This window comes from Flavobacterium sp. MDT1-60, from assembly GCF_014844035.1.
GTDB lineage: Bacteria > Bacteroidota > Bacteroidia > Flavobacteriales > Flavobacteriaceae > Flavobacterium.
The window spans coordinates 2,057,442-2,081,102 of record NZ_CP062159.1; the positions used below are offsets into that span (position 1 = coordinate 2,057,442).

At 34.3% G+C, this 23,661-nt stretch carries 20 protein-coding genes; 6 read left to right on the top strand and 14 right to left on the bottom strand.

Features of this window, described 5'->3' with window-relative positions:
• Nucleotides 1-397 precede the first annotated feature (397 nt).
• The 7 genes from hmpA to IHE43_RS08930 form a co-directional block, all read right to left on the bottom strand.
• A complete protein-coding gene (gene hmpA, locus IHE43_RS08900; protein ID WP_192187602.1) occupies nucleotides 398-1,609 on the bottom strand; it encodes an NO-inducible flavohemoprotein in 1,212 nt (403 codons plus the stop codon).
• A gap of 126 nt (nucleotides 1,610-1,735) precedes the next feature.
• A complete protein-coding gene (locus IHE43_RS08905) occupies nucleotides 1,736-1,930 on the bottom strand; it encodes a hypothetical protein (RefSeq protein ID WP_192187603.1) in 195 nt (64 codons plus the stop codon).
• Between the two features lie 51 nt (nucleotides 1,931-1,981).
• Complete coding sequence (locus tag IHE43_RS08910; RefSeq protein ID WP_192187604.1) at nucleotides 1,982-3,412, bottom strand: anion permease; 1,431 nt, start codon at nucleotides 3,410-3,412, stop codon at nucleotides 1,982-1,984.
• A gap of 21 nt (nucleotides 3,413-3,433) precedes the next feature.
• Nucleotides 3,434-4,585, bottom strand: coding sequence for a porin (locus IHE43_RS08915; protein ID WP_192187605.1), 1,152 nt, complete (start codon nucleotides 4,583-4,585; stop codon nucleotides 3,434-3,436).
• A gap of 322 nt (nucleotides 4,586-4,907) precedes the next feature.
• Entirely contained in the window at nucleotides 4,908-5,084 is a 177-nt protein-coding gene (locus IHE43_RS08920; protein ID WP_192187606.1) for a hypothetical protein, read from the bottom strand.
• Nucleotides 5,085-5,087: 3 nt separating this feature from the next.
• The gene (locus IHE43_RS08925; RefSeq protein ID WP_192187607.1) at nucleotides 5,088-5,981 is read right to left on the bottom strand and encodes a dienelactone hydrolase family protein; all 894 of its coding nucleotides are present in this window, start codon (nucleotides 5,979-5,981) and stop codon (nucleotides 5,088-5,090) included.
• A gap of 75 nt (nucleotides 5,982-6,056) precedes the next feature.
• Nucleotides 6,057-7,631 (bottom strand): hypothetical protein, encoded by a 1,575-nt coding sequence (locus IHE43_RS08930; RefSeq protein WP_192187608.1) that lies wholly within the window; start codon nucleotides 7,629-7,631, stop codon nucleotides 6,057-6,059.
• 546 nt (nucleotides 7,632-8,177) lie between these two features.
• On the opposite strand from IHE43_RS08930, the gene IHE43_RS08935 reads away from it, so the two are divergent.
• The 4 genes from IHE43_RS08935 to IHE43_RS08950 are packed head-to-tail and all read left to right on the top strand — an operon-like array spanning nucleotide 8,178 to nucleotide 13,327.
• The gene (locus IHE43_RS08935) at nucleotides 8,178-9,407 is read left to right on the top strand and encodes a DcaP family trimeric outer membrane transporter (RefSeq protein WP_225585446.1); all 1,230 of its coding nucleotides are present in this window, start codon (nucleotides 8,178-8,180) and stop codon (nucleotides 9,405-9,407) included.
• Nucleotides 9,408-9,458: 51 nt separating this feature from the next.
• Nucleotides 9,459-10,907: an aspartate ammonia-lyase gene (locus IHE43_RS08940; protein WP_192187609.1), complete on the top strand. Its 1,449-nt coding sequence runs from the start codon at nucleotides 9,459-9,461 to the stop codon at nucleotides 10,905-10,907.
• A gap of 23 nt (nucleotides 10,908-10,930) precedes the next feature.
• A complete protein-coding gene (locus tag IHE43_RS08945) occupies nucleotides 10,931-11,998 on the top strand; it encodes a type II asparaginase (protein WP_192187610.1) in 1,068 nt (355 codons plus the stop codon).
• 18 nt (nucleotides 11,999-12,016) lie between these two features.
• The gene (locus IHE43_RS08950; protein WP_225585447.1) at nucleotides 12,017-13,327 is read left to right on the top strand and encodes an OprO/OprP family phosphate-selective porin; all 1,311 of its coding nucleotides are present in this window, start codon (nucleotides 12,017-12,019) and stop codon (nucleotides 13,325-13,327) included.
• Nucleotides 13,328-13,618: 291 nt separating this feature from the next.
• Here the strand turns inward: IHE43_RS08950 and IHE43_RS08955 are convergent, their stop codons facing one another.
• Nucleotides 13,619-14,188 carry a phospholipid scramblase-related protein gene (locus IHE43_RS08955; RefSeq protein WP_192187611.1) on the bottom strand — a complete coding sequence of 190 codons (570 nt, stop codon included), beginning with the start codon at nucleotides 14,186-14,188 and terminating at the stop codon, nucleotides 13,619-13,621.
• Between the two features lie 497 nt (nucleotides 14,189-14,685).
• Between IHE43_RS08955 and IHE43_RS08960 the strand changes: the two genes are divergently transcribed.
• Nucleotides 14,686-15,972 carry a HAMP domain-containing sensor histidine kinase gene (locus IHE43_RS08960; RefSeq protein ID WP_192187612.1) on the top strand — a complete coding sequence of 429 codons (1,287 nt, stop codon included), beginning with the start codon at nucleotides 14,686-14,688 and terminating at the stop codon, nucleotides 15,970-15,972.
• A gap of 14 nt (nucleotides 15,973-15,986) precedes the next feature.
• On the top strand, nucleotides 15,987-16,415 hold the full coding sequence (locus IHE43_RS08965; RefSeq protein WP_192187613.1) for a response regulator: 429 nt from the start codon (nucleotides 15,987-15,989) through the stop codon (nucleotides 16,413-16,415).
• Nucleotides 16,416-16,576: 161 nt separating this feature from the next.
• Here IHE43_RS08965 and IHE43_RS08970 read toward each other — a convergent pair whose 3' ends face one another.
• The 6 genes from IHE43_RS08970 to IHE43_RS08995 form a co-directional block, all read right to left on the bottom strand.
• Nucleotides 16,577-18,031: a leucine-rich repeat domain-containing protein gene (locus IHE43_RS08970; RefSeq protein ID WP_192187614.1), complete on the bottom strand. Its 1,455-nt coding sequence runs from the start codon at nucleotides 18,029-18,031 to the stop codon at nucleotides 16,577-16,579.
• 36 nt (nucleotides 18,032-18,067) lie between these two features.
• A complete protein-coding gene (locus IHE43_RS08975; RefSeq protein WP_192187615.1) occupies nucleotides 18,068-19,351 on the bottom strand; it encodes a hypothetical protein in 1,284 nt (427 codons plus the stop codon).
• Nucleotides 19,352-19,452: 101 nt separating this feature from the next.
• Nucleotides 19,453-19,848, bottom strand: a complete 396-nt coding sequence (locus tag IHE43_RS08980) for a hypothetical protein (protein ID WP_192187616.1) — start codon at nucleotides 19,846-19,848, stop codon at nucleotides 19,453-19,455.
• 240 nt (nucleotides 19,849-20,088) lie between these two features.
• A complete protein-coding gene (locus IHE43_RS08985) occupies nucleotides 20,089-20,559 on the bottom strand; it encodes a phage holin family protein (protein ID WP_192187617.1) in 471 nt (156 codons plus the stop codon).
• Between the two features lie 13 nt (nucleotides 20,560-20,572).
• Complete coding sequence (locus tag IHE43_RS08990; protein ID WP_192187618.1) at nucleotides 20,573-21,037, bottom strand: hypothetical protein; 465 nt, start codon at nucleotides 21,035-21,037, stop codon at nucleotides 20,573-20,575.
• Between the two features lie 88 nt (nucleotides 21,038-21,125).
• Complete coding sequence (locus IHE43_RS08995) at nucleotides 21,126-23,654, bottom strand: fibronectin type III domain-containing protein (RefSeq protein WP_192187619.1); 2,529 nt, start codon at nucleotides 23,652-23,654, stop codon at nucleotides 21,126-21,128.
• Nucleotides 23,655-23,661: the final 7 nt, after the last annotated feature.

Genomic DNA, 23,661 nt, shown 5'->3' on the forward strand with positions numbered 1-23,661 from the left:
ATAGCACTAATTACACTTTAGGAATCAACAATATCGCAATAAATTTAACGATTTAAACTAGAATTTCACAATCTTTTTTTTGATTTTATTTTTTTTGATTCGTTAAACAAAGAGCATTTTTAGTGTATGAAAAGTGTTATGTTCAAAAAATAAAAACCTCCGAAATCAATTGATTTGAAGGTTTTGTAAGTTTTATCTTTTATATGAAAATATAAAAAAGGAAAAAAAGTTTGAAATTAAGCAAGCCACTATCCAGGAACGTATCCAAAAAAATAAAAAATTAGATTTGTCTGTACAATTAATGCCTGCTAATGTAAATGTTATAAAAAATGTGGTTATATAATTTTTTAAAAATAGATTTAAGTTTTTCTTCCTGTAAAATGGAACAACTTTCACTTTAATTCAAATTAATCAATTGAGGACCAAATTCTTCATAAAAGATATTTTCCTGATTGATATTCAAATTTATTAAAGCTTCATATTGTACTTTGATAAACATTTCAGGACCACAGATATAAAATTTAGCGTCTTCCAGTAAAATAGCGTCTTTACATTTATGAAGATCGACGCGTCCCTGAATTATATCATTTGAAAGGTCTTCATCGTTTTGTACCGAATCATAAAAAGTAAATGTTTCCAGCCATTTGGCATCTTCTTTCAATGTTGAAATTTGTTCTTTAAAAGCGTGAACCGATTCATTTCTGCAGCCGTGAATCCATACTGTTTTTTTATTTTTAATGGAATTTAAATTGGTTTCCAGCATGCTCAACATTGGTGTAAGGCCAACACCTCCACTGATTAATACCAAAGGATTTTCAGCATCTTTTTCTAAATGGAATAATCCGGCCGGAGCCGAAATTGAAATAATATCACCTTCTGATTTTGAATGTAAAATTTGAGAAACCATTCCAGATGGGTTTGGTGCAATTCCGCTATCTTTTTTAACTGAAATTCGATAATATTCAGGATTAAAAGCGCTCGATAAGCTATATTGTCTCGGCTGTAAAAGGCCTAATTCAGGAACGAAAACCTGAACGCTGATGAATTGACCCGCATGAAAATTAGCAATTTCTTTTCCATCTTCAGGATAAAGATAAAACGATTTGATTTCTGTTGATTCTTCAACAATCTTTTTAATTACAAACTTTCTCCAGCCGTTCCAGCTTCCGGGTTTGGCTGCGTTTTCTTCGTATAAACCTTTTTCAAGATCGATCATGATTTTTGCTAGTTGATAAAAAGCAACTGTCCAGGCTTCTAATATTTCAGGAGTAGCGGCTTCTCCTACAACTTCGCCAATAGAAGCGATTAATTGTGTTCCGACGATTTTATATTGTTCGGGTTGAATATTAAGACTTCTGTGTTTGGTTCCGATTCCTTTCAGAACACCAATTAAAACACTCGGATCTTCTATATTTTCGGCGTAAGCCAAAACGGCATTTGCTAAAGCTGATTTTTGTCTTCCATTGGCCTGATTTCCCATATTAAACATATTTCGCAATTCAGGATGCTCTCTAAACATTCTGGCATAAAAATAATTGGTAAGGTCTTCGCCACTGGCTCTTAAAATGGGAATAGTAGCTTTAATTAGCTCTTTTTGATGTGAATTCATTTTAGGATATTTAGGATTTATTTTAAATAAATGCTGTTAACAGAGCATTTATAATCACAAATCTAATTATCGCTTAGGGTTACTTTTTATGACTCAAATCATAAGAAATAAAATAGATTATATTCTTTAATGAATGTTCTCAAAAACAAGTTTTACAGCTTCAAAGATTAATTCATACGATATGGCCGAAATTAATGTTCCCGCACCAAACCCCATAATCACACCAATGGCACGATTGCTTAAAGAGTATCGAATTGCCAGTACCCCGCCAATAATAAGGGATGAAGTAGCCAGTAAACCTGTGATAAAAGCGTGTAGCATAATAACTATGTTTTATTACATGACGTTAGTTTTAAATTGCTGATTTTCTATTTAGAAATATCCTATAACTCTCATCCATAATCCGCCAATTACCATGTAAATAAATAACATGACAAGTCCGGTTATCAAGCCTTTTACCCACCAGCTTTTTAAGTCAACATATCCGCTACCAAAGAAAACAGGTGCAGGTCCGTGACCGTAATGTGTTAAAGTTCCGTATAATGACCCTACAAATCCAAGCATGAAAGCGAGTAGCAGACCCGGAACTCCGATAGATACACCAACACCTAACAATGCAGCATACATGGCTGCCACATGTGCTGTTGCACTGGCAAAAAGATAATGGCTAAAGAAATACACTAAAATAATAATCGGAAAAGCCATTTGCCAGCTTAAACCGCCAATCTCTGCTTTTACCAAATCACTAAACCAGCCAATAAAACCTAATTCGTTGAGTGAGCTCGCCATCATTACTAAAACAGAAAACCAGACAATGGTGTCCCAGGCGCCTTTTTCGGCTTTAACATCTTCCCAGGTTAATACAGAAGTAAGTAATAATACAACCAAACCAATAAAAGCTGTTGTAGTAGCATCGATAGAGAATAAATCGCCGGTTATCCAAAGAAATAACAGGATGAAAAAAGTTAGCAGCATTAACCATTCATTACGTGAAATTGATCCCATTTCTTTTAGTTTCTGACTTGCAATTTGTGGTGCATCTCCGGTACTTTTGAGTTCAGGAGGATAAATTTTATATAACACAAACGGAATTACAAAAAAGGCAACAATACCGGGAACAATTGCTGCAGTTGCCCAGGACATCCACGAAATTTTGATTCCGAGATTAAGTGCAAATTTTTGGCACATGGGGTTACTGGCCGTTCCCGTTAAAAACATTGAAGAAGCAATCAAATTCATGTTATAACTGTTCAATGTTAAAAACGCACCTAATTTTCGATGTGTTTCCGGCTGATCCGGCATCGAACCAAAACTCATAGACATCGATTTCATTATAGGATAAATAATTCCGCCGCCTCGTGCCGTATTACTTGGTACTGCTGGTGCCAGAACAACATCTGCAAGTCCTAAACCATATGCCAATCCAAGCGAACTTTTGCCAAATACTTTAATGAATAGAAACGCAATTCTGTTTCCTAATCCTGTTTTAATAAAACCTCTCGCAATAAAAAACGAAATTCCGATAAGCCAGATTACTTTATCGCCAAAACCTTGCAGCGCCAGTGTGATCGATTTTCCGGCTTCTCCGGGGGCAAGAACTTGAGTAAAGGCTGTTAATGCAATGGCGATCATACACATTGTTCCCATGGGAGCCGCTTTTAAAATGATTCCGAAAATAGTGGCTACGAAAATGGCAAACAAATGCCAGGCTTCAATTACAACACCTTGCGGAGCGGGAATAAACCAAATGATTAATCCAACTGCCAGTGTAATCAGGGTTTGGGTAATTTTTACTTCTTTCATAAAAACGAGAATTAAGTTAAACTAAAGTCGGCATTGCAACTGAACTAAAAATAAATTGCTGCTATATACAGACGTATCAGGAATATCTTTTTCATAATTGTCAAGTGTAAATCCTAATTCAATTCGGCCGGTGTAGGCTTTGCCAAATTCAAGACTTACCATTGGCGTATACGTTTGTCTTACGTTTGAGTCGATTTTATAACTGGAATTAAAAGTCTCATATCGGCAGGAAAATTCTATGGAAGACAATCTTCTGTAAGCTATTTCATATCTCAAATTTGGTAAAAAGTATATGCCACGCATTTGATAATCGGCTACATTTGCTGTTCTGTCATCAACGGGTAACGAAAAATATAAATTATGATTTGTTCCTTGTTTGTATTCTGCCTGCAACTCTAAATGAAGTTTGTCTGCAAGTTTGAAATTGCTTGTTATATCTGCACCAAGAGCAAAAACTTCCTGCGTTGAAACTTTTCCTATTCCACCGTTTAAACCCAGATTTATTTTGTTTTCTTTTGATAATCCGAAAACCCATCTTGTAGAACACTGTTTTCCGTTATCCTTATCTTTTTCCTGATTTTTTCCATTACCATTTATAATTGTAAAGGCATAATTTACAGGAACTTTTCCAATATCGACCGATCCTAGAACTGAAGCCCCGATTTGAAAACTGGTCCAGCCATTTTTTCCGAATTCATAATATTGGTTGGAGAAATCAAATGATTTTATGATATCTACTGAAACCTGATCCTCTATACCAAATGGGGCTCTAAACTGTCCACCGACTAATGCAGCATATTTGTTAAACGTATATTTTGCATAAGCATTTTCTAAAACTTTTCCTTTTGGATCCGATTTAAAATCGGCTAAGTTTACTAAAATCACAACTTCAGTTTCAGGACTAATTTTAGTTGTAAGTCCAACACGCATCCTTTTAATATCAAAAGAAGTTTGTGTAACCTCTCCCGTCGTATGTTGAACTCCAAGCACATCAACCTCATCTGTCATGGCTGCGAGAAACCTTCCCTGAAAAAGTCCCTTAAATTCAAATTGAGGATATTTTATTGGACTTTCGGAAGTAGTATTTTCCGGTGTTTGGGCGTGCAGTATAAGAGGAAATAATAAAAAAATAAAACTTATAAATACTATTAAAAGTGTACGGATACATTTCATAAATAATAAATTTTTAGTTTCTATTATTGAACTTAAATACGTAAATAAGAAAGGGAAAAGTAATGTAACTGTTTGCTTATCAGTATTGATAAAGCTGTACTAAAGTAATAAAAAAAATAATTTGTTGTAAAAAAAGTACGATTAAAATAGTGTTATAATTAATATTGGAAAATAATGGTCAACTTGAAATTTTAGAAATCACTATCTGGTTAGGGCTATTAAACTTCTGTTATCTGTCATTTTTAATTGCTTTCAATTTTTACTATGTTTTCAGGATCCCAAACATAGCATATCGAAAGATTAGTTTCATTTTAAATATCTTTTATGGGAACCTCATCTTCGAATTCGGGAATTTCCAAATCAATTCTTTTCCCGTTTCCATTCGTCCGCTGCTTTCCGAGATGAAATAGTTGATCATGTTTTCGGGATTTACGATTGCTTCAAAAACTTCTTCAATTGGTTTCTGAATTTGTATTGTTGCTTTGGCAATCAGCTCCATAAATTATTTTTTTTTTAGTTTTTGTTTGAAAAAATCAATAGTTCGTGTCCATGATAAAGTTGCAGCAGCTTCATCATATCTTGGCGTTGTATTATTATGAAAACCATGATTCACTCCGGGATAAAAATAAGCTGTGTTTTCAACTTTATTCTTTTTCAGGACTTCTTCAAAAGCAGGCCAGCCTTCGTTTACACGTGTGTCCAAGCCAGCGTAGTGTAGCATAAGCGGAGTTGTTATTTTTTCAGCTTCTTCTTTGGTAGGTTGCCCTCCGTAGTAAGGAACAGCGGCAGATAAAGTCGGTATTTTTACGGCCATCATATTAGAAATCCATCCACCAAAACAAAATCCGACAACGCCTACATAACCATTACAATCTTTGTGGGTTTTTAAGTATTCATAAGCAGCAATAAAATCTTCCAGCATTTCTTCGCGGGTACGTTTTTTTTGTAGTTCGCGTCCTGCATCGTCATTTCCGGGATAGCCGCCTAATGGTGATAAAGCATCCGGCGCCAATGTGATAAAACCTTCGACAGCAGCTCTTCGTCCTACATCTTCGATATACGGATTAAGACCCCGGTTTTCATGCACAACAATAATTCCGGGTAATTTTTTTTTGGTTTCAGCAAACTGCGATAAAAGCCCTTTTATAGTGCCGCCACCTTTCGGAGATGGATACGTTATGTAATCTGATTTTATTCTTGGATCTCTGGGTTTGACTAAGATGCTGTCTTCATAATTTGGCATCATAAAACTTAAAAGCGACGGAAGGGTCAGCGTACCTACTGCGAAAATGGAAAGTTTTTCGATAAATTGTCTTCTTTCGATTTTATTGTGGGCATAATCATCATATAAATCGAATACTTCTTGCGAAATATCTTCTTTGGTTAATTTCTGCATGGTGTTTATTTTTTGAAAAACTAATTTAAAAAATAAAATGATTTGTATTTGAAAATAATTTTAAGTGTTTGATATTCAGTTTTTTTGATTCATTCCGATTCTTTCTACGGCCTGAACTATTTCCGATACTAAATCTTCTGAAAGAATAACACCTGAAAGCATCAGTTCAATTTTTGTTGGTGTTTTAGGCTCCGTATACAAAAGTTTCAAAAGATATTTTTTTGACTTAATGTCTTCACCGATTAAAGATAGTGTGGCACATTTAAGAAGCGGATCCCAAAATGTTTCTTCAGAGTCCATTTTTTCAGCCCACTGAAATGCATTTTTATACTCTTTTTTAGCTAAGTAATAGCAGCAAAAACCAATATTAATCCACCAGGGATAATAAGGATTTTTTTGAATCGCGTCTTGCATGATCTGAAAACCTTTTTCAAAATATCCTGACAAAACAAGCATGCAGCCAACTCCGGAAACGATACCTGAAGCATTAGGATTTATTTTAATGCATTGTTCAGCAGAATATAGACAGGCTTCCGGATCTTTTTTTAATAAATTAACCCCTGTCAAAGTATGCCAGGCATGCTGACAATGTGGATCAATTTTAAGTGATTTCATCACACATCGGTATCCTTCTTCAATAGTGTTTTCGTCACTGTCAACGGCAAAGGCAACTCCGTTAAGATAAAATTCACCCAACATGGCCCATGTTACCGCATGATTGCGATGTAATTTGGTAGCTTCATCAAGATTTCTAAAAGCAGACCAATAATTCTCAAAGGAACATTCACATTGATATTTGTAATAACTGTAAACACCTTTCCAAATACTTAAATTATTTGAAATTCGGGATGGAGATGTTTTGATAATTTCTTTGAAAATACTGCCATAATAGCCACCAATTTCGCTGACAATACTGTGTACAATTTCACTCTGAACTTTAGCAATATCAATGATATCAATATGATCGAATGATTTTGTCATAACAAACTCACCCGTAATGGAGTTTAAAAGGTTAACTCTTATCTGTAATTTTTTATCATTGCATTGCAGATTTCCGGTAATTATAAAATCGGCATTAAGCATTTTTGCGGCTTCGAGTATGTTTTGATTAATTTTTGAAATCATTTCAGAAGAAAAATGACCTATAACCGCAATATCTTCAAAAAGAGAAAGTTCAGCGCTTAACTCTTCACAAAGCATCAATGAAAAAATATCTAAATTTTGTTTTGTGGTGATTGATTTAAAGGGAAATATGGCAATGATTGGATTTGTGTTATCATAGGGATGCACAATGGGTCGTGCATTTTCCTTTCGTATAAATCGGGGAACATAACAACCTATTGGAATGTCGATCATCAAAGCATTGTTTTGCCCTTCAGTCAAATAATATTCGTTCAGAATTCTTCGTAGTCTTCCGGCATGAATACGCACAACGGCATCATCATTAGAATTAAAATCAGCAGATCTGTTGAGCACATTTATAGCAATAGAATATTCTTTGATAAAATGCTGGTTTTCATTAAGCGTTTCTTCCACAATATATCTTAAAAATTTACTTAAGATGGGAGAGTTTTTTAATGAGTTAAATTTTAAAACAGATTCTAGTTCGGTAAAAATTTCTTCATGTGTTTGTTTTTTTATAGCCTCCATATAAGTTGCATTAAATGAGAACAATAGGGCAAAAAAATAATGACTATAAAGTTAAATATTTTCTTTTCATATTATAATTTAATTTAATTTTTTGTAAGAAAAAGCACCTATAAATAAGATTTTTCCTTCATTTAACGGTTAAATTTAACGGTTTTTAACTCTTTTCGAATTATATGGTTTTTTACATTTGGTTGATTATCAGTACTTAATGAAAAATAAAATGTCGATTCCAGAGAAGTTATACAGCGAAAAACTTTCCAATTATCAAGAATCAATCAAAGTTTTGTATTTGGTCGACGATGATTTCAAAAGCATGTGCGATGATTATTGTTGCAGTAAAATTAATGTTGAAAAGTACACAAAAAAAATAAAGGAGAATTTTCACTTGAAGGCCGAATATGAAAATTTGACAAAAGAACTCGAAGCCGAAATTGTACAATATATAATAAAAAACATGAAATAAATTTTACCCACAATCTTGAAAACCCATTAAGGTAAGTGGTTAGGCATTAGTAAGGAATCAAACAATTTTAAACCTTAATCATTATGAAAAAAAAGTTTTTGCAAATGGTCAAGATTAGATATCTAACCATTACAATTTGTTTTCTTGTAGTAAACCTAATGCAGGGTCAGGACGGTGATGCTAAAAAAAGTATGGAAATTTATGGATTTATCATGACCGATATTGGGTATAATTTTAATCAGATACAGCCAGATTGGTACGATGCTGTGCGCCCTACTAAATTACCCTCTTATGAAAATGAATATGGACCAGACGGTAATTATTATGCCTCTGTACGCCAGACGAGATTTGGTATCAAAAATTATTTTGATACCGGAATTGGGGAATTGAAAACGCAATTCGAATTTGAATTGTATGGCACTGGTGTCGATGCAGGTCAGACCACTTTTCGTTTGCGTCACGCTTATGCCGAATTAGGGAAATTTGGAGCAGGTCAGACCTGGAGCCCTTTTATGGATATTGATGTATTCCCAAATACATTAGAATATTGGGGACCAACCGGAATGGTGTTTTTCCGTAACGTACAAATTCGTTATATGCCTATTCAGGGCGATACCCGTTTAACTATTGCGCTGGAAAGACCCGGAGCAAGTGCTGATCAGGGTATATATGACAATCGTATCGAACTTGAAGGGGTTAATGCGAGATTTCCGTTGCCGGATCTTTCGGCAGAATATCGTTACGGTGCTAAATGGGGTTATGTGGAATTAGCCGGTATACTGAGAAAAATTGAATGGAAAGACCAAAATAATGATCAATTTGATTTATCCGGAGATGCTCTTGGATGGGGGTTAAATTTAAGTACCAACATTAAATTTGGTCAAAGTACTGTTTTCAAAGGGCAGGTTGTGTATGGTGAAGGAATTCAGAATTACATGAACGATGCTCCGGTTGATATCGGAATCGAAAATAATCCCGGAAACGTTACAGAACCTGTAAAAGGTGTTGCACTTCCGTTGCTTGGTTTTGTGGCTTTTATTGATCATAGCTGGACTGAAAAATTTACCAGTTCGTTTGGTTATTCTATGATTGATATTGACAATTCTAACGGACAAACGAATGATGCCTTCAAAAAAGGTCAATATATAGTAGCGAATTTGCTTTATTCTCCCGCAAAAAATTGTCTGGTGGGAGGTGAATTTCAGTGGGGCGATCGCGATAATTTCAGAGACGGATGGAGTACTTCTATATCCAAAGTACAATTCTCTTTTAAATATAACTTCTCAGAAGCCTTTTATAGAAAAAATCAATAGATACCCGGACATTTCTTTAAAAGTTACTAAAAACTTAAAAAACAGAACACCATGTGTAAAAAAATACATTATGTAATCCTCTTTGGATTATACATCAGCTTCCTTACTGCTCAAACCCGAACTGAAAAAGATCTTTTGGGGGAGAAGCAAATTCCGAACAATGCTTACTACGGAGTTCAGACAGCCCGCGCCCTTGAAAATTTTCAGATCAGCGGCATGACCACGCAATTTTACCCTGATTATGTAAAAGCTTTTGCCATGGTAAAATTAGCGGCAGCCCGTGCCAATGCAGCTGACGGCCGACTTAAAAAAGACCGGCTTGCTGCGATAGAAAAAGCCTGTCAGGCCGTAATAGACGGAAAATACCACGATCAGTTTCTGGTTGATTTGTATCAGGGAGGGGCAGGTACCTCAGCCAACATGAATGTCAACGAAGTTCTTGCTAATATCGCCCTTGAAATGAGCGGTCATAAAAAAGGGGAGTATCAATTTATAGAACCTCATGATGACCTAAATATGGGGCAATCTACCAATGATGTTTACCCAACAGCTATTAAAGTGGCGCTATTATTACACAATGATAAACTAACCAAAGAAGCTGATTTGCTTGCCAAAGCGTTTCATAAAAAAGGAGATGAGTTTAAAGACATTCTAAAAATGGGTCGTACCGAAGGACAGGATGCCGTACCAATGACTCTGGGACAGGAATTTCACGCTTTTGGAAATCAGCTTGACGCAGAAATTGCCGCTTTACGTAAATCAGAAGTATTTTTATGTGAGCAAAACATGGGGGCGACAGCAATAGGAACGGGAATTACGGCTTCACCAGGTTATGCTGAAAAGGTGGCCACGCATCTTGCTAAAATTACAGGAAAACCTATTGTGATGAGTAAAGATCTGATTGCTGCTACTTCTAGTCAACAAGGATTTGTAATTTATTCATCAGCACTTAAAAGCATGGCCATAGCCATGTCAAAAATAAGCAGCGATCTTATTTTCCTGGCCTCAGGACCACGCGCTGGTATATTTGAAATTAATTTGCCGGCACTTCAACCGGGATCTTCAATTATGCCGGGTAAAGTAAATCCTGTTATGCCGGAGTTAATGAATGAAGTTTGTTTCAAAGTAATAGGGAATGATTTAACCGTAACACTTGCTGCTCATTCCGGTTTACTGCAATTGAATGCTTTTGAACCTGTAGAAGCCATCGCCATGATGGAGTCACAAGGTTTGTTTTTTAAAACAATGCCCTTGTTTAGAAAAAATTGTATAGAAGGTATTACTGCAAATAAATCGGTTTTAGAACATTATATGGAAAGAAGTGTTGGTATTGTTACGGCACTTAATCCGGTATTGGGTTACGAAAAAACAACTGAGCTGGCCAAAGAAGCTCTTGAAACCAATAAAGGAATTCTGGAGCTTATACGCGAAAAGAAATTACTTACGGAAGATCAAATTAAAAAATTACTTGATCCGGCAAGCTTAACAGGACAAAAATAACCAACAACTAAAAAATCTATATCATGAAATTAAATACAATCTTTTATAAAAAACTGTTTCTTATAATCCTATTATCAGTAAGTACAGGTATAATTGCACAATCAAAACCGAAAATTCTTATTCTGGCAACAGGAGGTACGATTGCAGGATCTGCTGCGAGTGGTGTACAATCTGGCTACACTTCAGGACAGGTAACTATTGATGCGATGGTCAATGCGGTGCCGGATGCCATGAAATTGGCCGATATTAAAGGCGAACAAATCTCGAATGTTGGATCTCAGGATATGTCATTTGAAATAATGCTGAAAGTAGCCAACAGAATCAATGAACTGGCGGGCAGTAAAGACGTTGACGGTTTTGTGATTACACATGGAACTGACACGATGGAAGAAACGGCCTATTTTCTAAATCTGGTTGTAAAAACAGATAAGCCGGTAGTACTTGTTGGTTCGATGCGCCCTTCAACAGCAATAAGTGCTGATGGGCCTTTGAATCTCTATAATGGAATTGCCGTGGCTGCAGATCCTAAAGCAAAAGGGCATGGGGTACTTTTGGTTATGAACGATTGGATTCATTCTGCTCAATCATTGACCAAAGTTAGTACAACAGCTGTTCAGACTTTTATGTCTCCAATACGCGGACTTATAGGAACCACTTCTTACGGGGTAAATGATTTTTACCATTATCCTGATCAAAAATTCGGAAAAAGTTCTGAATTTGACGTAAAAGGAGTAACAACTTTTCCACGCGTAGATATTATTTATGCTGATGCCGATATGAAACCTGATTTAATAGATGCTTCTATTGAAAAAGGAGCCAAAGGAATTGTAATTGCCGGCGTTGGTAACGGAAACATGAATAAAGCTTCTCTTGATGCTTGTGCAAGAGCAAGTAAAAAAGGAATTATTGTAGTTCGAAGCACACGTGTGGCTACTGGTATTGTAGGACGTAACGTGGAGTGCAATGATGACGAATTAGGGCTTATCGCTTCTTATGGATTAAATCCTCAAAAATCCAGAATTCTCTTGACTATAGCATTACTTAAACCAAGAAAATTGGATGAACTTCAAAAAATATTCCTGGAATATTAATTCATAAATAACGGTATTTTGAAAGCAAAACGAATCATAGCAAATTGTTTATTTCTGTCGCAACTGCGGGTTGGTTTGATTGTCTTTGTTCTTCTGATTTTACCTTATTTTTCATTTGGACAGGAAAAACCAAAAACGGTGCCTGATGGAACCGAAGGCGATGTAATACAGGCTGTAGACAGTACGAAGGCGCAGAAATTGCCATGGAACATGTTTGACACCAGTTTTACAACGATCAAATTGGGTGCTGGTTTTTTATATGAATATGCAGGATACGTCGCAGATGCAACTACCAAAAGACAAATGGATTCGATTGGCAGTGAACTTAAATACGATTTTGATGTTCGTGATTTCAGGGTTTTAATTGGCGGTCAGCTTAAAACAAAAAGAACCATAACCTGGAAAGCTGGTTTTATGTATGATGGAGATGCAAAATCCTGGTATGTGCGTGAATCCGGAGTTATGATCGCAACACCCGAAATATGGGGGAGTATTTTTATAGGCCGTACTAAAGAAGGTTTCTCACTTAGCAAAGTCATGAATGGTTACTCCGGTGAATCTTTGGAGCGACATATGAATATTGACGCAATACCCATTCTCGGTGATGGTATAAAATGGCTTGGCTATCTTCCAAAACAAAAAATTGTCTGGAATATGGGGATTTTTGCAGACTGGCTTTCTAAAGATCAGGGATTCAGTACGTATAGCTGGCAATTTATAACAAGAGCTGCCTGGCTTCCAATACATTCTGAAGAAAAACAAACTACGCTTCATATTGGAGGTAATTTCAGAATAGGGCAGCCGGAAGATAATAAAATCAGACTTAAATCGAGACCCGAATCAAACACGGCCCCAATTTTTATAGATACAGGTACTTTTTCATCAAATCAGGGAACTTTTGTAGGTTGGGAGATCTATTACAATAAAGGACCATGGTTATTTGGAACTGAATACAGCTGGCAGATGTTTAATTCAAGTGAAAAAAACGATCCGGTTTTTCATGGTGGAGAAGTAATGATGAGTTACATTTTTACCGGTGCAAGCAGACCTTATACGACAACAAGTGGTATTTATACTTTTATCCCGGTTAAAAAATCTGTTTTTGAAGGAGGATTAGGTGAAATCGAGGCAGCGTTAAGATATTCTACCAATGAATTGAATGGCGGACTAATTGAGGGGGGACGGTTTTGGAGAATAACGCCAACTCTAAACTGGTATCTTTCTAAAAACTTTAGATTTGAATTCGCTTATGGTTATGGAATATTAGACCGATTTAATTTAAAAGGGGCAACTCAATTTTTTCAATCCCGAATTCAGATTTTGCTATAATAATTTGATAAGTAATGTTTTAAAATAAAGAAGGCTTAAATTGTTTCATTTTAAAATTGTTTTTTAGTTAAATATAGCAAAATGGGCTTTTTTATAATGATGAATAACAGAGTCCATTAGGCTATATGTTTATTAATGGTATTTGGGGATACCATAAAACCTGTAAAGTTTGCTTTGCAGGTTTTTTTATGGAATTTACCAATCAAAATTAAGAGCTATTTCTGCTTTAGCTTTGAAACTATTCCCTTTTTTATTATGTAGTAGTGGATAAACTTTAGCAGATATTCAGATTTAAAAAAACATATTTATAACAATCGCAGTCGATAAAATAGCGACTTTTTCTTCATTATTAGAATAGTTGGTTGCAATATTTACATTATAGCTATTGTCTGCTCTGGCAACATTTTTCATTGATCCTTTCCATTGATGGTCAATTGTGCCTATTTGGTTTTCCAAAGAATCATTGATAATAAAATTAGATTTTTTCCACACATCACCTATCTCAGCGATAACCTCGTTAGCGCTGTTTAAAATTTTGAATTCAGGTTTAAAATGCTTTGATTTTTTATTAATGATTCCCACTTTTTTGCCGGAAGCATCCTGTACAATAATTTCAGATTTTGAAAAGAGACCTTTTTTTAATATTGAAGCTTCTAAACCGCCATTGGCACTCCGAATCTCTAGAGAGAAAGGAAGCAATGTTTTACTTACTGTTAAGCGTAATACTTTTTGTAATACGGTTAATTTTTGTTTAATTCTGCCAATGCGTTCGCGTTTGTCATTATAAACATTGTAGTGCTCCTGAAAACTATTTTTTTTGTCAACGAAATAGTTATTTGTTTCAAAGAAATCTGAGATCATAATTTTATTTGAAATGAATTAATAAAAAAAACTATTTAGGGGCTCTCAAAAGTATCAATTAAGTATTATAAATAAGTAAGTATTAATACCTGTTTATTAGAAATTAATGATATCATTATGTGTGGAATGAAAGAATGAAAATAATTAGGGTGTCAGGATGCGCTGAATAAAAGCATTAAATTGTTAAATGAATGAAGAATTTCATTGCTTAATCATTTTAGTATTAGAAACTCATTATGGATTGTATCAATAAAAGCCATTAATAATTGATGTCATAAAAATTATATTTAATTGTAAAATATGCATTACTTAAAGTTTGGTATTGTGTTTTTTTTATATAATTTGGTGAAGTCTTATTAATGATTTTCTTAATCATTTAATTTAAAGTCAAAGTTTTTACATATTCTCAAATTGCTAATATGAGGCTCAATTTGTTATAACCTACAGTCAAAAGCGAAAAAGAGAATTAAATAACAATCCCAAATTGCAAAAAAAACATGAAACAAGAAATTGATGCTTTAGAACAATCCATGCACATTAAAGATTTTCTTTTTGTAATTAAAAAAAAATCAGATCATTTAACTAATTATTTCCTCATCAGTTTTTTTGTCGTCGGATTGTTGCTTTCTTTTTTTTATGACACCTGGCAAATTGGAGTTGGAGTCGGCAGCCTGTTGCTTATTGCCTATTATTCCACAAAAGTTGTCATGCCTAAATCAAATTTATACCAATATGTCCTCAGTGTTGTATTGGGAATTTTCATGGCTCAATTTATTTACCAGATGCATGGACTGTTCGAAATGCACTTTATAGCATTCATTGCAAGTGCCATCCTTATTACGTATCAAAACTGGAAGTTGCAAATACCACTTATGCTTGTTGTGGGAATACATCATGGAGTATTTGGTTATTTTCAATATCTGGGATTAGATGAAATTTATTTCTCTCAGTTAGATTATATGTCATTACAGACATTTATTATTCATATGATACTTGCAGGTTGCATTTTTTCAATTTGCGGGTTGTGGGCCTATCAATTTAAAAAATATAGTGAAGCACATATGGAACTAATTTTTAAAAAAAGGGAAATTGAAAATCAGGAATTAAAAACCGCCAATTATGAACTTGACCGTTTTGTTTACAGTACCTCTCATGATTTGCGAGCACCACTGAATTCAATGCTCGGTCTTATTGAAATAGCCAAAGAAGACACTACTGAAGAATCGATGCTTGAATATTTTAGAATGCTAAAAGGCAGCGCAAAAAAACTGGATGGTTTTATCTGTGACATTCTTGATTATTCGCGAAACTCTCGTATGGAAATCAATAACGAGCTAATTAATTTCAGAGAACTGATTAATGGTGTGACGGAAAACTTAAAATTCATTGGTGATAATAACAGAATGGTTGAATTTAAAATTGAGATCTTTGATGAAGTTTCCTTTTATTCTGATAAAAATCGTTTAATTACTATTTTAAATAACCTTATTTCAAATGCTATTCGGTATCAAAATTCTCAAATTCCAAATCCCTTTGTCAATATTAAAATAGAGACGTCTCCAACTGAAACCAATATCTTCGTTCAGGACAATGGTATAGGAATTGATGAAGAATCGCAATCGAAAATATTTAACATGTTCTATCGCGTGTCGCAGGAATCCGTTGGTTCAGGACTAGGATTGTATATTGTAAAAGAAGCTGTTAATAAACTGAATGGCGATATAAAAGTTAAATCTCAAATAGGTGAAGGAACAACTTTCTTAATTAAAATACCAAATCAATAAATCAATCTTAACTAATGAACCAGGAATCAGAAAAACCAACTTTCAAAAAAATTTTAGTGATAGACGACAATCCAACAGATCGTTATATCGCAAAGCGAATGGCTGAAAAATATCATTTCGCTGAAGAAATAATTTTGCAGGAATCAGCTCTTGAAGCACTTGATTATATTAAATCATTAGAAAATACTCCAGAATTACTTCCACAATTCATTTTTTTAGATATTAATATGCCGGGAATGAACGGCTATGAATTTCTGGAAGAATACGCAAAACTGTCTGAAACAATCAAAGCAAACTGCATTATTTTGATGATTACAACATCTATACATCCTGATGATTTTAAACGGGCCGAAAATAATCCTTCTGTATTTCGTTTTCTGAATAAACCATTGGATCGAGAAAAATTTAGGCTTATTGAAGATGAGTTTTTATCGAAGAAGTAGAGTTTGTTAGTGAGTTTTTTAAGGTCTAGGATTAGATTTCTTACCTCAGCAATATTATTTTTATATTATAATTGGAATTCTAAAAGTAAAGCCACCATAAGAAGATTTTGTTCTTTAATGGTGGCTTTGAGTTGAATTAAGATGAAAAAGTATTTTAATTATTATTGAGTTATTATTGTCCAGCCTTTATCTCGTAAAAGAGTTTCAGATGCAGTCTCTATAATTGAATCATAATTTACTTCGCAATTTATACTACCATTATTGCCAAGATTTGAAATCCAGGCCGTTGCTGTGTTCCAGCTAGATGTAGTTATCCGGTTGTATTCTAGCCTAATATTTTTCAAAGTAGCTGGCAATGGTAAAGTAGGGTTAAAAGAAACTATCGAACAACTTAACACAGATAGAAATTCTAAATTATCTGGTAAAGGAACAGAAGGATCGAATGTTGAAATTTTATTACCACCTAAACTTAGAATTTTTAAATTTGAAGGTAAAAGAAAATTTACTAGATCAAAAGAGACTATTTGATTGTTAAATAAGGAGAGGCTAGTTATTGAATTAGGTAAAGCAAAATTAGCAGGATCAAAAGTGGCTATTTTGTTGTCACCTATAGAAAACGAATCTAAGTTTGCTGGTAAGGCAAAATTAGCAGGGTCAAATGTAACTATTTGGTTATCATTTAAGTTTAGATATTTTAGATTCGACGGTAGCGCAATAGAAGGGTCAAATGTAACTATTTTATTGTTGTTTAAAATTAATTCCTGCAAATCAGCAGGTAAAGCAAGAGAAGGATTAAATACAACTATCTCATTTACATTTAATTTTAAAACATTTAAACCTGAAGGCAATGCAATAGTAGGATTAAATGTTTCTATTTGATTCACCTCCAGATTTAACGTTTTCAAATCCACTGGCAAAGCAATAGAAGGATTAAAGGTCTTCAAATCACAATTGCTCAAAGATAAATATTCTAAACTGTCAGGTAGTTCAATATGAGGATCAAAAGTAGCTAAAGTATTGTTATTTAAATCCAAGGTAGTAACTGAATGTGGCAGTTTTTCAGTAGGGTTGAAAAAAGTTATTTCATTTGATTGTAAAAATATGCGGCTTATCTGATTGGTAAATCCGGTGAAATCAATATCTTTTATTTGACAAGAATTCAAGTTTATTTGTCCTGAAAAAGAATCTGATCTTGTGAAAATAGCGTCATTACCTTCAATTCTAACTTTAGTAAATATCAAAGAGGTACTAGCACTAAAAAAAACATTCCAATCTTCAATACTTTCTTTGTCAGTTATACCTAAAAAAGAAGCCGTTGTATCAATGTCGTTAAAAACTAATTTCATTGTCGGTAAAACATCAACAACAACAGCTAAAACAGAAGATTCAGAATCGCTAACGATTGGTTTTCTATAATAGTCACCAACGACTAAACCATCTGCTTTTGCTTCGCCATTATTGTTATAAACACCTTTTATTTCAATAGAAAAACTACTTTGAGGAATCCTCTTAACTTCTTTGTCTGCGCTATAAACTAATATCTCATCTGTGTTTTTACCTTCATTCACAGTATCTAAAGCTAATGCTTTACTAATTATATATTTTTGTGTGATCATTTTTTTAAATTACTTGATGAGTAATATTTGTTTCTATTAAAATGTTGTTCCCGATGCTCTTATCCATGTATTAGGAGCAGTACACCAATATATATAGCCAGCAACTATTCTAATTTCACCAACCTTTCCAGAAGCTGTAGCTGATGCAGGAGCAACCGTTCCAATGAAACTATTAAGATATTCTTTAGTTAAAACAGCTTTGCCTGTTGTGTCTCCAGTAATTAAAGCAGTTGTTTGAACTGGGAGTGTGGTTAAATTTGTTGAATTAGATATCAATCTTTGTGTTCCCACACCGTCTGATACTATTACATTATTTTCTAAGGCAGCTGCTAAACCACTTACTTTACCCACAATAGTATTGCCTGATCCTGTAGTGATGCCTGTAGTATTACCATTATTTTGAGCAATAATTAAATTGTTGGCCCCTGTAGTTATACCACCTCCAAATTGTATAAATCCTGTACCAGCTATGATTGTATTATTGCTGCCTGTAGTAATACCACTTCCGGATTGAAAACCTATTGCTATATTGTGTGCACCTGTAGTATTGTTATTTAAGGCAAAATTACCTATTCCTATACCATGTCCGGTTGTATTATTAAACATCGCACTTGCTCCAATAGCTACAGACCTGTGTCCAAATATATTTGAACCGGCAGTGCCTATATTTTTAGCTAAAGCACCTGCTCCAATAGCAACATTTTGGCTGCCATATTGATTTGCTTTTAAAGTATTAATTCCCATAGCAACATTATAAGAACCAGTAGTATTCGCCATAGAAGCCGCATCACCAAAAGCACTATTTTGATTACCCGTTGTATTCATTTGTAGTGCACCCCAACCCATAGCGGTATTATAATTACCTGTTGTAACATCTCTCAACGCTTCAAATCCAAATGAATGGTTTTCAACAGCAGTTGTTGCTGAGTTTTGTGAATTGATTCCGAATACTACATTATCAATCCCGGTACTATTACCTCTACCAATTCTTAAACCATTAATAGTTTTATCTACACCTCCTAGTTCCTGTAAAGCTGTATTGTTCACTATACCAGATACAGTATCTGATACAGGAGTAAATGGAACATCTCCAGAACCCAATAAAGAAATGCCATTTACAGTTTTAAGGCCGGATGAACCAACAAACTCACTTCGAGGAACAAATTTGACAATTTTATCAGCACCACGTACAAGGACGCTGTCAAACTTAGTGCCCCCATTAACAGTCTCTAAGCGTAATGGCTTTTGAATTAAATAAGTAGATTGTGCCGTTGAGAAAAGCGTAACGGACAACGCTAACAATAAGATTATCTTTTTCATTTTTTAATTTTGTTTAGTTATATATGTTTTTTAGACAGTTGATTAGTCATGCTTTATCAATAGAAAGCAACGGTTTTTCAGCACTGAGAATTTTTATCAACTTACTTTCTGAAACTTATCATCCCATTTTTCACCTCATCAATTGCTATAAAAGAGCTGTTTTCCTGATCGAACTGGATAGTAAAATCTGCTTCGTAGTCAAGAATTTTAAATTGTGATCCGTCTCCTGTTATGACTATACCCAGAGATTCTTTTAAATTATCTATTTCTTCGTCGCAGATCAATTCGTTGTAAGACATAAAGAGATCGTAACTTTTTGTTTTCCCATGTTTTTTTGTGCTAAATGTTACTTTGTAAATTTCTGCTTCAAACAATGCTGGGAATTCTTTTTTATTTACAACAGAAAAAGAATTACTTAAATCGATTGTGTTTTCGATTCTTCTGATCTTAAATATTCGTTCTAATAAATAAGGTGCATTTTTGGTTTTTACTTTCAATTTGGTTAATTGGTTATAGGCTGGAATTCAGATTCAGAAGAAAAAGGAAGCAGTTTAATCTGGCGGTATTTGGGATGAATAATTTGAGAAATTAATTTTTCCTTCTAGTGTATAAACCAAATTTGTATATAGGAATTCCTATCTTTTCTGCTTTTTCATAAGGGAATACAAACAATTTTTCTTCTTATAGTTGTTCGTATTCCTCTATTTATATAGATATATTTAGGATGAAGTATTTGCCTATTTTTCGATATGATATTTAGGATCGATGGTGATCAAAAGTCTTTTGAATAATAGTATTAAACGATCTCTTATCGATTTAAGAATCAAAGTCATCGCATCAAAATTTTCTACTTCTTTTTTTGTTTTTATGGCAATAATATTGCTGATTATTGAAATTCCGTCGCTAACAATAAGTAAATCCATTACTATGGTTACAAACCATTTAAAGTTGTAATTAAGTCCTTTACTCATTAATGCCAAGGCTGTTGGTATTAGCAATACGGCTAACTTAGACACAAATCCCAGAGCTAATTTTTTAAAGCTGAAAGGATTGTTTAGCACTATGGTTTTTATAATGCCTAAAAAAGTATCCATTACCATTAAGTAAAATAATATCTTAACAATTTCGGCATCCATCTCCAAGTAAATAAAAATTCCGTAAAGCAATAATTTTAGTTCATTTGAGTATTCTGAGATTTTATGTATCATGGTTTTTATGTTGTTAGTCTTCTACTATAGATTTTTGGGCGTGATCAAAATCAATTACTCCCAATAAGTTGGTAAATCTTTTCCCGAAAACCGATAGGGTATTGTCTCTTTCATTTTCTCCTAAATTATCGCTTATGGTTTCCTGGATAACACCAAATTTATTTGTCGAGGAAGCGATAATAAAATTGTCATTTAATAATGTTCCGGCAACGGTATTTCCGGCAATGTCGATGCTTAAACTAAGTTTTCTCAGATAGGTTAAAAAACCTTTCCATTTTATGATGGCATATACAAAACAAATAGGGTAGATGCCTAAAGAACAAATCGATGCAAATAAAAAGAGGATCCATTCGGTATAATGTTTTTTCGAAATTAATAAGGTTGGAAGTAATAAGGTTACTAATGGGATCATTGTCAAGATTGTAATTAAAAGCCACAGCAAAGCCGAAGCTGTAAAAATAAATTTCACAATTTTCATTTATAGTTTTTTAAGTTGAATGGTTTTAGGTAAGTAATCTTTTGGGGTAATTAAACCCCAAAAGATTACTAAATAGTTATTTTGTTTTTTATAGTTGTGGATCTTGTGGATCTTCTGGTTTATTGTTGTGAGCAACAATTCCGGAAATAACATAATTATCTACATTCTCAACATCTAAAAGAGCAACTTCCAAAGGTTCTTCTTTGAATGTTATCGATTCAATAGCCTTTGTTTTCCCTGTTTTATCAATCAGTAGCATGCTTTGTGACACATTTTTTACAGATATCCATTGTAGATTTTCACCATCTTGAGTAACTAATAAAGGGTGTTCTCCGGTAACTTTAATCGTTGTGTCAGCCATTTTAATTTCGTAGTAATTTGGCTGAACACTTGTGATTTTGTTAACAACAGTTACGTCAGTTTTAGTAGCTTCATCTAATTTTCCATTCCACAAGAAATAGTCTCCATCAGATTCATCAATCTCATTAGGGAAAGAAAATCCCTGAAGTTTGTCTCCAACTACAATATTCTTTAATTTCTTTGATTGTCCTGATGCCATTGTTACTAATGATTCTACGTCGAAACATGATCCGCCTCCGCCTTCTGATTCTACATATCCTACAACTTCAGATGAAAATAGAGATTCATTTCCTGCCGCATCCACAGCCAGTACTTTAAAATAATATGTTGTACCTGCTGTACCATAAACAGTGCAAAAGTTGTCGGGGGTTCCAACATATACTTGAGAAGATCCGCCAGCGATTCGTCTATATACCACGTAACGAACAACAGCTAGATTGTCAGTAGAAGGGTTCCATGAAATATTTATATAGCTATCACCATCCGGGGAACACATTAAACCAGTTGGTGTGCTTGGCTTCATTAAATCCGTTATAGTTGTTGTAAAATTTACGGTATTACTCTCAGTTGATAAATTTTCTGCGGCGTCTCTTGCTTTGACATAGAAATTATAAGATGTGTCTTGAGATAGTCCACTAACGGTATAAGAGAGAACGTTACCTGTTATGATTGGCGAAATACCATTTCCATATATAATATAATTTGTAACACCATATTCATCAGTCGATGCTGACCAACTTAAAGTTACACTTGTATCGCGAATATTTGATACTTGCAAGTTTGTTGGATTTGTTGGTGCGGTACTATCTTTTGGACGTCCTGTATATTCGATGAATTGGACAACTCTGTAAGGGTTAAGAATTGAGAAAGTTTGTCCTCCACCAGCAGGTCCTGATGCCACAGATTCATATCCTAAATGGCCATCATCACCAACAGCTTCAAAATTTATTATGCTTCCTAAACCTTCTTTTACTCTTGTTTCTGTGTGAGTGTGTGCAGGTATTTCATTAATACTTAGTTTTTTAGCCATTCGACCTCCTGTACTTCCCAAGGTTTCAAATGGATATATTATGTTGCCATAATTATCTCTATAGTAGCTAATACCGTTACCTCCGTCTCCGTCTTGTGCATCAGTTTTTTCTTCTGGAGTTAGAATATTAAGCCCTACAGGTATTTTACCTTTTAATGGTACATATTCTTCCCAACCTTCAGGAAATGGAGCTGGTTTTCCCCAGATAGCAACCATTCCAAGTGGTACAGCAGTGGCGGGTTTGTCTTCTAAAGCCTGGATACGATTAAGTAACGAGTTGATTAACGTACTGTTTTTAATAACCTGATTTTGATTGTCTAATACCAGCAAAGAGGAGCCATTAGAACTTGTTGTATTGATATTGTCTAAATATACTTTCCCACCGATATAAGTATTATCCCAATCCGGACCATAATTTAGAGTAAGATTTGTCGTCGACGCAGTGCTGTTGTCAACTAAAGCTCTTCCCAGATAATCATTTTGATGCAATAATCCTCTTCCGCCACTATAACCTAATCTAAAATCTCTGGCTCTTACGTTTGCTTCTAAGGTTTGATTTGTGTCTAATTTTGATAATTGATGAGTCCCCAGATCTAAATCTCCCTGCATCGCTTTAGAACCATTAAGCGGAAGATAAGATTGATTAATTAAATTGATATCTGCTTCAATTACGTTGATGTTTGTTTCAATTGCATTAATATCTCCTTCAACAACGTCAATATTAGCCTCTATTGCATTAATGTTGGATTGAATTGCCTGAAGAATTTCTTCGATTGCCTGAATATCCTTAACAATCTTAAAATTTCTTACATCATAATAATAGACCGTTTGTACCTGACCACTTTCAGAAACAAAAACACCATCATTCAATTTGGCTGGGCTGTATTCTGCCTCATAATCATAATAAGCGGGTTGAGATTCTCCGGTTCCGTAGATTAAATTTGTCTCTGTTCTGGTGGTTTTTAAATAATTCGTTGGAGTTCCATTTTTGATAGGATATAAAATTCCTGTCTGATTTTCCGGGTTTACAGCATCTTCCTGACGGATAACTGCCCAGCCTTTTGCTTCGCTTGTTGCGTGAGCTACAATATAATCGTTATTGTTGTCGATGCTTAAATGCCTTTTTAAAGCTTCGTATAATTCAGACCTGTAGGCAGTTTGAAGTTTTTCTAAAGTTTCTTGCTCGAGCGGAAATCCTCCCGAATGACTAAAATTTACTTGTTTCATTTTTATT